Origin of the sequence: Streptomyces sp. TM32, assembly GCF_004122755.1 — a bacterium.
In the GTDB taxonomy this organism is placed as follows: domain Bacteria; phylum Actinomycetota; class Actinomycetes; order Streptomycetales; family Streptomycetaceae; genus Streptomyces; species Streptomyces sioyaensis.
On record NZ_SDIG01000185.1, the window covers coordinates 1 to 11,906 of the forward strand.

Consider the following 11,906-nt stretch of genomic DNA (forward strand, 5'->3'; position numbering starts at 1 on the left):
GCCCGTCGGCCGGTAGCGCCCGGCGGATTCACGGAATTCCTCCGCAAGGGGGCGAGGGGTCGGGTGCCGGGATCCGGGTTCCGAGTTCCGGGGGTGAGCCGACGCTGGGCCCCGCCCGACCTCGGCCGCACCGGGAATGCGCCGCCCCCCTGCCCGCCCCCTTGCGGAGGAATTCCGTGAATCCGCCGGGCGCTACCGGCCGACGGGCAGGCGCCCCCGCCGGCACAAGAATCGCCCCCCTGGAAATGACGCCGATCCTCCGGCAATGACCCTGAACAAAAGCTGAAATTCCTGAAGACGGCTTCAGATTTCCAATTCTCCAGAATGGCGTGTTACGTTCCGTCGGGTGCCGTTAGTGGTGCCGTTAGTGGTGCCGTTGGTGGTGCCCTCGGCGGGATCGTCGGTCCGGGCCGTCCCATGCGAGTGGAGGAGGTGATCGGGGTGTCTCCCGATCGAAGTCTTCACCGCACTCTGCCGGTTGGCTGAACGCCGCCGGTCGGCTGAGCGGCTCCTGATCGCCGCCGGGCCGGTGGTCCGCGGTGCGCGGCGCTCTGCCGTGCCCTGATCCATGTGCGCCACGGCCGCACACAAAAAATACTCACCATTTTCTGCATCGCGGGAGAGGCCATTGCCGCCCGCCCGCTTCACCTTCCTTTCACCACTCCGTACGACGGCGCGGTTCCGCCATGCCGTCCCGCACGGAAAGGGAATTCACCATGACCCTGCTCGCCCCGGAGAAGCTCGCTCCGCCCGGCCGCGGCCCGCGCGGCCGCCGTGCGAGAAAAGCCGCCGAATGGGAGGCCCGTACCCGTGTCGTCGGCGAAAAGCTCGCCCAGGTCAGCGCGCGTCCCGCCGCGCAGGTCCTGCAGGATCTGCACGCCCGGCACAACGGTCTGAAGTATTCCGATGTCACCGAACGCCAGGAGCGCTTCGGCCCCAATACCGTCGCCCATGAAAAGGCGCCGAGCTGGGGGATTCAGCTGGCGAAGGCCTTTGCGAATCCCTTCATCGCCGTCCTGGTGCTGCTCGCCGCCGTCATGTACGTGCAGGACCCCGAGGATCCGGGCGTTGTGATCCTCTCCGTCATGGTGGGTGTCAGCGGACTGCTGCGCTTCTGGCAGGAATTCCGCTCCGGACGCGCCGCCGACGCCCTCAGCGAGCTGGTGACCACGACCTGTGCGGTCCAGCGCCGGGCCGGCCGATCGTCGCTGCCCACCACCCTTGAGGTGCCGATGGACCAGGTGGTCCCCGGCGACCTCGTCAAGCTCGCCGCGGGCGACCTCGTCCCCGCCGATCTGCGCCTGATCGCCGCCAAGGACCTCATGGTCGGGCAGGCCGCGCTGTCGGGGGAGTCGCTGCCGGTCGCCAAGGACGACATCCGCGGCGACGACCGGGGGCAGCGCGCCACGGCGGACCCGGTGGAGGCCGGCAACCTCTGCCTGATGGGCACCTCGGTGACCTCCGGCACCGCCACCGGTGTGGTGGTGGCGACCGGCGTGGACACCTACTTCGGCTCGATGGCCGGCTCGTTGGTCGGCGACCGCCCGCAGACCAACTTCGACCACGGCGTCCGCAGGGTCAGCTTCCTGCTGATCCGCTTCATGCTGGTCATGGTCCCCGCCGTGTTCGCCGTCAACGGGCTGACCAAGGGCGACTGGAAGGGCGCCTTCGAGTTCGGCGTCGCGGTCGCGGTCGGGCTCACGCCCGAGATGCTGCCGATGGTCGTCTCCGCCAACCTCGCCCGGGGCGCGGTGGCGATGTCCCGCCGCAAGGTCGTCGTCAAGCGGCTCAACGCGATCCAGAACCTGGGCGCCATGGACGTGCTCTGTACGGACAAGACCGGCACCCTCACCGAGGACCGCGTCGTCCTGGACCGCTGTGTGGACGTCCACGGCAGGGAGGACACCGAGGTCCTGGAGTACGCCTACCTCAACAGCCACTTCCAGACGGGGCTGCGCAACCTTCTGGACCAGGCCGTCATCGACCGCATGCACGAGGCCGAGGAGGTTGTCGTCGACGCCCGCTTCGAGCCGGTCGACGAGATCCCCTTCGACTTCGCCCGCCGGCGGATGTCGGTCGTCCTCCGCCGCAATACCCTGGCGGGCGCGGAGAGCCGCCCCGAGCACATCATGATCACCAAGGGTGCGGTCGAGGACGTCCTGGACCTGTGCACCCACGTCAGGGACCGCGGCGAGCAGGTCGCCCTGACCGGCCAACTGCGCTGGCACGTCAGCCGGATCGCCGAGGAACACCACCAGCAGGGGTTGCGGGTGCTGGCCGTCGCGACCCGGACCATGGACGAACCGCGCGACATCTACGGCGTCGCGGACGAGGACCGGCTCGTACTGATCGGCTTCCTGGCCTTCCTCGACCCGCCCAAGGCGGACGCCGCGACAGCCCTGCGGGGCCTGGCGGACCAGGGCATCGCGGTCAAGGTGATCACCGGCGACCACCCACTCGTCGCCGCCCGGATCTGCGCCGACGTCGGCCTCACCGTGGGCGACGTGGTGACCGGACCCGACCTCGACGGGCTCCCCGACGCGGAGTTGCGCGAACTGGCCGCCCGTACCACGGTGTTCGCCAAGGTCACCCCCGTCCAGAAGGCCCGTCTCGTACGGGCGTTGCAGGCCGACGGGCGGACGGTCGGCTTCCTGGGCGACGGTGTCAACGACGCCGCCGCGTTGCGCGACGCCGATGTCGGCATCTCGGTGGACACCGCGGTGGACATCGCCAAGGAGTCCGCGGACATCATCCTGCTGGAGAAGAACCTCACCGTCCTCGGGGACGGCGTCTCCCAGGGGCGGACCACCTTCGGCAACACCATCAAGTACCTGAAGATGACGGCCAGTTCGAACTTCGGGAACGTCTTCTCCGTCCTGGTCGCCTCCGCGTTCATCCCCTTCCCGCCGATGCTGGCGATCCACCTGCTCATCCAGAACCTGGTCTACGACATCTCCCAGCTGGCCACCCCGTGGGACCGGATGGACCCCGAGTACCTGCGCAAGCCGCGGAACTGGGACGCGCGGGGCATCGGCCGGTTCATGGTCACCATCGGACCGATCAGCTCGGTCTTCGATATCGCCATGTTCCTGATCATGTGGAACGTCTTCGGCGCCGACAACGAGGCCCATCAGGCGCTCTTCCAGTCCGGTTGGTTCATCGAGGGCCTGCTGTCGCAGACCCTGATCATCCACATGATCCGTACCCGCAAGATCCCCTTCCTCCAGTCCCGCGCGTCCTGGCCGGTGATGGTGATGACGGGCCTCGCGATGGCCACCGGGCTGTTCCTGCCCTTCTCGCCGCTCGCCGCCGGGCTCGGCATGGTGGCGCTGCCGATGAGCTACTTCCCCTGGCTGATCGCTGTCCTGTTCTCCTACTGCGCGCTGACCCAGTGGGTGAAGACCTGGTACGTCCGCAGGTTCCACAGCTGGCTGTAGAGGGGGAGCAGAGGGGGAGGGGACGCGGACGGTTGCCGCGGCCGGGCGGTGGACGGCTGCCGTGCCGACCGCGGCGGGCCGCCGGTCCGCGGCCGCCTCACTCGCCGTGGTGGAGGGTGCCGTCCTCGTCCATCGTCGGATGCATCTTCGTCGGCCCGTAGTCGTCCAGGTCCGAGGGGCGGGGCGGCTCCGGGCCGTCGGGGCCGCATCTGACCATCCGTTCGATACGGCAGATCCGGTACAGCGTGTCGGCCACCCGCACTTCGTCGGCGCGGCCCGCGGCCTTGAACTCCTCGGCGGCCCGCGCGTACTGCTCCCGTTCCCGGTCGTCGAACTTGTGGAGCAGCGGCCAGAATTCGGTCAGTGCGCCGAAGAGCTGCCGCCGCGCCTCGTGCGGGGTCGCCATCAGGGCTCCCTGCGGCTGCCATCCCGGGCCGCTGCGTTCCACCACGCCGAAGCCGACGGGAAGGAGGACGACCTCCGGATGGGACGTGCGTGCCCGGGCGGAGTCCTCGCGCACCTCCGGGGGAAACCGCGCGCCGGTATAGGCGAACCCCCGCAGGGCCAGCCTCATGGCGCCGGCCATCAGGCCGTCCTCACGGCCGGGGACGAGGGCGAAGCCCAGGTCCGGCGACGGTGTGTCGTGCCGGCCGTCCCATGACCGGTCGGTGGGTTCCGGGTCCGTGGGGCGCGGCGGCTCCAGGCCGCGCTCGCCGCTGCGCGCGAACTCCTCACCGCGCACCACGCGGTAGCGCACACCGAGGACCGTGAGCTCGTCGACCGGCTCGCGCTCCAGCACCGCCACCGCGGCCAGCAGTTCCCGCCGGACGCCGGGGTCGTCGGTGTCGTCCTTGGCCCGGAACCACAGCAGGGAATTGAGGCTGTCCCGGGCCTCCTGGGGCGTGCCGCTCGTCGCGGGCCGCACCAGCCGCCAGTCCGCGGAGGTGCCCGGGTCCTGGGCGGCGAGACCGAAGACCGGTCCGCGGAGCATGAGATGCGGATAGCGGTAGGAGGCCTGCACGGCGTCGGCCTCGGTCACCCACTCGGCCGGATCGTCGCGCCGGACCAAGCCCGCGTGCAGCCGCTCGATCTGTCGCTTCCAGTCATCGTCCATGTACGCATTGTTGTGGGCGGGCGGCAGGCGGTGGGCCGGAACGCCGCAAGTGACCGCCGCCCGCCGCGGTGGCGGCCCGGCCTCAGAGGTAGAGCCCCGCGTCGGCCCCCGCGTCCTGGGCCGGGACCGACGCCGGACGGGTGCCGCGGCGCAGCGCGTACAGCTCGGCCAGCGAGGCGCCCTCGCGTCCGATGCCCTGCTCCGTGCCGAGCCAGCGCACCGCTTCCGCGCGGCTCAGCGGGCCGACCTCGATCCGGGCCAGACAGCGGCCGGGACGGATCACCGCCGGGTGCATCCGCTCCAGGTCCTCATTGGTCGTCACCCCGACCAGGACGTTGCGGCCCTGGCCCAGCAGTCCGTCGGTCAGATTGAGCAGCCGCGACAGCGCCTGCCCCGCGGCGTGCTTGGCCTCGCCGCGGATCAGCTCGTCGCAGTCCTCCAGGAGCAGCAGCCGCCAGCGGCCCTTGCCGGTGCTGTCGTCCTCACCGATCGCGATGTCCATCAGATAGCCGACGTCGTTGAACAGCCGCTCCGGGTCCAGTACGCAGTCCACCTGGCACCAGTCCCGCCAGGAGCGGGCCAGGGTGCGCAGCGCGGAGGTCTTGCCCGTACCGGGCGGACCGTGCAGCAACAGCAGGCGGCCGGCGATCTCCTCGGGCGCCACCTTCATCAGCCCGTCCATCGCCTCGGCCACCGGCGCGGTGTAGTTGGGCCGGATCTCCTCCCAGGTGCCGGCCGAGATCTGCCGGGAGGTGCGGTGCGGTCCGCGGCGCGGGGAGAAGTACCAAAAGCCCATGGGAACGTTCTCCGGCTGCGGGGCCGGCTCGTCCTCGGCGCCGTCCACGGCCTGGGCCAGCACCTTCTCGGCCAGTTCGTCGGTGACGGCGGTGACCGTCACATCGGCGCCGCGGTTCCAGCGGGAGACCAGCACGGTGTAGCCGTCGCCCTCGGCGAGCGTGGCGCCGCGGTCGTCGTCCCGCGCCGCGCGCAGGATCCGGGCGCCCGGCGGCAGCAGCGTCAGCCCGGAACGCACCCGGTCCACGGACCGGCTCCGGGCGTAGGGCTGTTCCCCCTTGGCGAACCGTCCCAGAAAGAGCGCATCGACGACATCGGCGGGCGAATCGCTGTCGTCCATGGTCAGCCGGAGCGGAAGGGACTCCTCGGTGGCGGACGGCTGGACGTGATCGGCACACATCCCGCCATGATCGGTCACGGTGGCCCCGCACGCACACGGATTATCCCGGCGTTTTCCCGCTACCAGAACAGAACTGTTACTCGGAAAGTCGGGTGTACCGGGTCGTTCACCGGCCGATGTGCGCATCGTGTGGCGTCGTGGCGGTCGTGACGGGGAACGTCAGGGTAGGTCCCTTCTCCCCGCCGCCGCGTCCCCCGCATTTCGGTCCGGAATGCACGCCAGGGAATCAGGGATTCAGGGGTTCAGGGCCTCAGGGATTCTTCGGCGATGCCAAGGGCCGCTGGAATGGCGAGGGTTGTACCCGCCTTTATCGCGTCGTCCCTCCTGCGCGGTGAAGAGGGTGAACAGCGGCCCTCACGAAGACCGGGCCGGGAAACGGTGCGACCGGGCGGCGGTGCGGTGCCGGTGAGTCGCCCACAGACGGCGCAATGGCGGGACCACGGGCGGGTCCTCCGGAGACTGGGGGACGTGCCGCGAGGTGAGGGACCGCCGGAAGGAGCCGCGTCCGTGGAGCCGCCGGGCGGAATCGCCCTGACGATGATCATGGTGTGCCTGACCGTGGTCACCGGGATGCTCGACGCCGTCAGCTTTCTGGCGCTCGGTCAGGTCTTCACTGCCACCCAGACCGGCAATCTGCTCTTCCTCGGCTTCGGTATCGCCGGGCAGGGCGGTGTGCCCGTGACGGCGACGGTGGTGTCGATCGGGGCCTTCCTGCTGGGTGCGGCGCTCGGGGCCCGGGTGGAGTCGGGGCTGGCCCGCCTCCGGCGCCCGTGGTTCCCGGTTGCGCTGATCGTGGAGGCGGGGGTGCTGGCCGCTGCCGCCGCGGCGGCCTGGCAGTCGGGGCCGGGCCCGGGGCTGCCGCCCGGCCGCCGCTATGCCGTCATCGCTCTGATGGCAATGGCGATGGGCATGCGCAACGTCACCGCCATGCGGGTGTCCGCGCCCGACCTCACCACCACTGTGGAGACCCGGGCGATGACGGCACTGGTCAGCGGATCACCGGTGGGGCACGACAGGCGGCTGGGGTACGGCAGGCACCTCGGGGGCCGCCGGCTGGCCTCGGTCGGCGCGATGTTCGTCGGCGGTCTTCTGGGCGCCGCACTGCTCGGTCTGGGGACCCGTCCGATGCTGGTGATCGCGCTGGTGGCAGTGACCGTCGCGGCCACCGCCTTCATGATGCCCGGCCTTGCCCACCGCCGTACCACCACCGAGGACTGACGGGCTGTTCCCCGCGCCACTGGTCGGCGCCGCGCAGGCGGGAGCCTCCGCGGTCTCCCGCGGTGCGCCATCAGGGTGGTCATGGACGTGTCGGGCAGCGGGCGCCGAAGCGGCGATATGGCGGTGAACATCCCCTCGGATCGCCAGATTTGCCGCGAACTGCCGATGAGTTTTGGCATGGACACTTCCGGCTACCCGTGAGTCTTGCTACGACGGATGTGGCAGAGCTCCTGCTAAGGGAGGTTCCATGAAACTGTCCCGATTCGCGGCCTTGACGTCCGCCTTCTTCGTCACCTCGGCGCTCGCGCTCACCGGCGCGAGCGCCGCCGCGTCCGCCCAACTCCCCACCGCCACCGGCTATGTGGCCCTCGGCGACTCCTACTCCTCCGGCGTCGGGGCCGGCAGCTACGACAGTGCCAGCGGCTCCTGCAAGCGCAGCGCCAAGTCCTACCCGGCCCTCTGGGCCGCCGCGCACTCCCCCTCCTCGTTCCGCTTCACCGCCTGTTCCGGCGCCCGAACGGGTGATGTTCTCAGCAGTCAGCTCGGGCCGCTCAGCAGCGCCACCGGGCTGGTGAGCATCACCATCGGCGGCAATGACGCCGGTTTCGCCGACACCATGACGACCTGTGCGCTCCAGGGCGAGAGCGCCTGTCTGGCCCGGGTCGCCCAGGCCAGGACCTACATCGACAACACCCTGCCCGGCCGGCTCGACGGGGTGTACAGCGCGATCTCCCAGAAGGCCCCGGCCGCCCGTGTGGTCGTCCTGGGCTATCCGCACTTCTACAAGCTCAACGGCGTCTGTATCGCCGGTCTCTCCGAGAAGTCCCGTGCCGCGATCAACGCCGCGGCCGACGACATCAACGGCGTCACCGCCAAGCGGGCCGCCGACCACGGCTTCTCGTTCGCCGATGTCAATGCCACGTTTTCCGGACATGAGCTGTGCTCCGGCAGCGCCTGGTTGCACAGCGTGACCTTCCCCGTCGAGGAGTCCTACCACCCGACCGCCGCCGGCCAGTCCGGCGGCTATCTCCCGGTGTTCGCCTCCGCTGCGTGACGACCCGTACGCCGGGCGCCGGGGAGGGGCAGTGAGATCCCGGTCTCTCCTTGTGCGCCCCGGCGCCCCGTCAGGCGCCCCCGGGCCCCCGCGGGGGCGTCCGGTGGTTGCTCAACTCGCCCTGGTCCGCGCCGTGTAGGTGACATTCCGTATGGTGTGCGTCAACGTCAAAGCGAGGCAGGTGAATCCGTTGACCGGTCTGCACGCGTGTCCTCCGAGAGAGATAGGGTTACCCTGCCCGGGCCGGGTGCCCTCGTAGGGTGGGGAGAGTCATGGAACAGATAACAGTGCGTAGCAGGGCGCGAGTCCCTGCCATCAACTGCGGGAGTAGTGCGTCCAGCGCGCGCCTCGACCGCCATTTCGCCGTGCTGGGAGGTCCCGCCGTCCCGCACCGTGAGGTGGAGGGCGCGACCTCGCTGATGCAGGAGCTCACCGCGCGTGATCGTGCGCGTTCGAGGAACAGCCGCGGCGCCAGGGTGTCGCTGTTCGCGCCGCTGCGCAGGCTGCGGCGCTCGCTGTTCGGCGGGCACGGCTGATCCGCTTCTGAAGCGGCATCTCGGGCGATCACACCGTCCCGGCGCGGCACTGCGGTCCGATCGCTCGTCAGACCCAGGGCGCCGGCAGCGTGTCGGTGTGCTCGCCGGGGCGGGAATCCTCGCCCCGCCGGTGCCGTGAACCGCTCACTTCGCCGGCCCCGTCCCCACCCGGCCGGCGCAGGACTCCCCACCACCCGTTGCGTTGCGACGGGTGGTTTCTTGTGTGCGCCCCGGGCTCCGGCGCCGCGCTCACAGCAGCGCGAACTGCCCCTCCGGGCCCTCCTCGTGATGGTCGAGCACGGAGGCCGGGCGGTGCGCGAAGACCGGCGCCGGCAGGATGCCGGCCGCCCGCAGTTCGTATGCCGCCAACTGCGGGCCGTCGTCCGTGGCCTGCTGCAACTCCGTACACTGCGGCCGGAGTTCGGACAGCAGCGCCAGTACGGTGAGCAGCTCCAGCAGCTCCGAGGTCCACTCCTGGAGCCAGTGCGCGGGGCGCAGCGCCGCCAGCGAACCGGGCTCCGGCTCGTCGGCCGACGTGCCGGTGCGCGCGGCGAACCACGCCTCCAGTACGCGCACCCCGCCCGCGTGGAAGTCCCAGGCGCCCGCGGGCACCGGAGAGATCCGGCCGTCGCCGAGCAGCAGCGCCTCCTCCTCGGGGTCGTAGCCCAGGGACGGGGGCAGCCCGCGGGCGGGGAGCGCGGAACGTACGTACGGGCGGCGGCCGCCGGGCATCCGGGGCCGCTCGCCGCCGTGCCCGCCCGGGGTCCCGTCGACGTGGGCGCCACGGGTCCACAGCCACAGCAGCCGCCCACCGAGCGCGACACCGCGCTCCCAGATCTCCGGGTCGGCGGTGAGCGGCACCGTGCAGCCGTCGGGGGAGTGCCGGGCGCTCGCGGCGAGCCAGGCGAGCAGGTCGGTGGGGTGCACCGGCCGGTCCAGGCGCCGGCCGAGCAGGGTGAGCAGGCCGGGGGCGAGGTTGGGTTCCCGGCCGCCGGGCCGCCGGTAGAACGGGCGGATCCGGCCGGGGCGGCCGGCCGGGGCACGCCCGTCGGGCAGCAGCGTGGAGCACACCACGGGAGGGCCGGGCAGCTGCGGTACCTGGCCCCACTCGACCACGAACAGCTGCCGCTCGTCCGCCACCCGCCACAGCTCCGGCCGCGCCCCGTCGATCAGCCGGTGGTCGGGCAGCAGCCACTGCTGGTCGAAGGGGCCGTGCAGGATCCGTACCGGCTCGGGGCAGGGCCCGCTCGCGCGGTGCAGCCGCCCGGTCGGGGTGGCCTGACCCGGCAGCTGGCCGACGGCGGAGTGCAGGGTGCGGGCCCGGGACGGCCGGAACAGCCGCTCGCGGGCAGCCGGGTCGCCGGCCTCCACCAGCGCGGTCCAGCGGGCGCGCAAGGTCGCCGGATCCGGCGCGCGCACCCAGGAACGGCCGAGCCGCAGCGGCGCCACGGACCACGGCATGAGATCGGACAGCCGTGGCGCGTCCTGCTTCGCCGTCACGCGGACCCCCTCCCGGACCGTTCGGTTGACCTCGGCATCGTAACCACGGGGCCCGGGGGGCGCGCCGTCCCGCGGGTCACACCACCCCTCCGGGGCGGGGCGGCCCCGCGGTCTTCCGCTTGCTGATCTTGGCGGAGTACGGTCCTCGCCGTACGCCCGGCCACACGGTGCGGACCTGGCTCCGTGCGGTGCGCCGGGACCTGCTCAGGGGAGGAGCGCCATGACGGACACCGCCTCCCCCACGCCGGAACGGCGCGGGGGCACCCCCATCGGTCACCGGGCGGCCGCGCGGCTGGACCGGCTGCCGCCGTCCCGGTGGCACCGCCGCCTCACCCTCGTCGTCGGCATCGGTGCCTTCTTCGACCTCTACGAGATCTTTCTGGGCGGGGTGCTGGCCGCGGTGCTCGCCGCGCAGTGGCATCTGGGGCCCACCGCGAAATCCTGGGTGATCGCGGCAGGCTTCCTCGGGATGTTCGTCGGCGCGAATGTGCTGTCGGTGCTCGCCGACCGCTTCGGACGACGCCGGATGTTCCTGGTCAACCTGGCCGGGTATTCGCTCTTCTCGCTGCTGAGCGCCGGCGCCCCGGATCTGTCCTGGCTGCTTCCGCTGCGCTTTCTGGCCGGGCTCGGGCTCGGCGCCGAACTCGTGCTGGTGGACACCTGTCTCGCCGAGTTCCTGCCCCGGGCGGTGCGCGGGCGCTACATCGCCTGGGCGTACACCATCGGTTTCGTCGGGGTGCCGGTCGCCGCGCTGCTCGGGGCCCGGCTGGTGGCCGCGCACCGGCTGCTGGGCATCGAGGGCTGGCGCTGGCTCCTGGTCGCCGGTGCGCTGGGCGCCGCGTTCCTTCAGCTGATGCGCCGTCAACTCCCCGAATCGCCACGGTGGTTGCTGGTGCAGGGGCGCGGCGCGGAGGCCGAACGGATCGTGGCGGGGCTGGAGGAGCGGGCGGCTCGGGAGAGCGGCGGCAGCCTGCCCTCGGTACCCGAGGCGGAGACCGTCCCGGAACGCAAGGTGCCGCTGGGCGCGATGTTCCGGGGCTGCTACCGGCGGCGGACCGTCATGTGGTGGCTCTTCCAGGTGCTGCAGACCGTCGGCTACTACGGCTTCGGGTCGCTGGCACCGGTGGTGCTCACCGCGAAGGGGCACACCGTCACCGAGTCGCTGCTGTACGCGGCGCTGAGCTTCTGCGGCTATCCGATCGGCTCGGCGCTGTCCATCCCCCTCATCGACCGGATCGAGCGCCGGACGCTGATCATCGCCTCTGCGCTCGGCATCGCCGCCTGCGGTCTGGCCTTCGGCTTCGCCGCCGCCACCTGGGCCGTCGTCACCTTCGGCGTTCTGCTGACGGTGTGCAGCAACGTCTTCTCCAACGCCTTCCACGTCTACCAGACCGAGATCTTCCCGACCGGTCTGCGCAGCAGCGCGATCGGCGTCGCCTACTCGCTGTCCCGGCTCACCTCGGTCGTCCTCCCGTTCGTCGCGCTGAGCGTGCTGAGCAACCTCGGGCCGGCCGCGGTGTTCACCGGCTCGGCGGCGCTGATGCTGCTGCTGTGTCTGGACGTGGCACTGCTGGGGCCGCGCACGACTGGGCGCAGCCTGGAACGGATCTGACGTCTTCCCACGTTGTCGGCTTTCCCGCCGTGGGGGTTGTTCGCCGTTTGTCGCCCGCTGCGCGGGTGCGCCCGCCGTTGCTCCCCCACTGCCTGAAGGGCGTGGGAGGTACCCCACGCGGCGGGCGGGGTCCGCTGCGCGGGGCTGTCGGGTGCGGTGACGAGCCTCCGGGGCAGGGGTGTGGGACTGCTTCGCTTTACGTCCCACACCCCTGCCCCTCCGGCCCGTCCCCTCCCGTTG

General features: G+C 71.5%; 8 protein-coding genes. 5 read left to right on the top strand and 3 right to left on the bottom strand.

What is annotated here, in order from left to right; genetic code table 11:
* Positions 1 to 716: 716 nt before the first annotated feature.
* Positions 717 to 3,437 carry a magnesium-translocating P-type ATPase gene (gene mgtA / locus EST92_RS27620; protein ID WP_129283466.1) on the top strand — a complete coding sequence of 907 codons (2,721 nt, stop codon included), beginning with the start codon at positions 717 to 719 and terminating at the stop codon, positions 3,435 to 3,437.
* A gap of 97 nt (positions 3,438 to 3,534) precedes the next feature.
* Here mgtA and EST92_RS27625 read toward each other — a convergent pair whose 3' ends face one another.
* Together EST92_RS27625 and EST92_RS27630 are read right to left on the bottom strand one after the other, a co-directional pair.
* Positions 3,535 to 4,551, bottom strand: coding sequence for a DUF5954 family protein (locus EST92_RS27625; protein WP_129283467.1), 1,017 nt, complete (start codon positions 4,549 to 4,551; stop codon positions 3,535 to 3,537).
* A gap of 82 nt (positions 4,552 to 4,633) precedes the next feature.
* A complete protein-coding gene (locus tag EST92_RS27630) occupies positions 4,634 to 5,746 on the bottom strand; it encodes a DUF5925 domain-containing protein (protein WP_129283468.1) in 1,113 nt (370 codons plus the stop codon).
* Between the two features lie 507 nt (positions 5,747 to 6,253).
* On the opposite strand from EST92_RS27630, the gene EST92_RS27635 reads away from it, so the two are divergent.
* The 3 genes from EST92_RS27635 (at position 6,254) to EST92_RS27645 (ending at position 8,554) form a co-directional block, all read left to right on the top strand.
* On the top strand, positions 6,254 to 6,964 hold the full coding sequence (locus tag EST92_RS27635) for a YoaK family protein (protein ID WP_129283469.1): 711 nt from the start codon (positions 6,254 to 6,256) through the stop codon (positions 6,962 to 6,964).
* 247 nt (positions 6,965 to 7,211) lie between these two features.
* The gene (locus EST92_RS27640) at positions 7,212 to 8,018 is read left to right on the top strand and encodes an SGNH/GDSL hydrolase family protein (RefSeq protein ID WP_129283470.1); all 807 of its coding nucleotides are present in this window, start codon (positions 7,212 to 7,214) and stop codon (positions 8,016 to 8,018) included.
* Positions 8,019 to 8,290: 272 nt separating this feature from the next.
* Entirely contained in the window at positions 8,291 to 8,554 is a 264-nt protein-coding gene (locus tag EST92_RS27645) for a hypothetical protein (protein WP_129250670.1), read from the top strand.
* 249 nt (positions 8,555 to 8,803) lie between these two features.
* Here EST92_RS27645 and EST92_RS27650 read toward each other — a convergent pair whose 3' ends face one another.
* Entirely contained in the window at positions 8,804 to 10,054 is a 1,251-nt protein-coding gene (locus EST92_RS27650; protein ID WP_129283471.1) for a type ISP restriction/modification enzyme, read from the bottom strand.
* A gap of 220 nt (positions 10,055 to 10,274) precedes the next feature.
* Here EST92_RS27650 and EST92_RS27655 point away from each other — a divergent pair, with 220 nt between their 5' ends.
* Positions 10,275 to 11,666 carry an MFS transporter gene (locus tag EST92_RS27655; protein WP_129283472.1) on the top strand — a complete coding sequence of 464 codons (1,392 nt, stop codon included), beginning with the start codon at positions 10,275 to 10,277 and terminating at the stop codon, positions 11,664 to 11,666.
* The last annotated feature ends 240 nt before the right edge of the window (positions 11,667 to 11,906 follow it).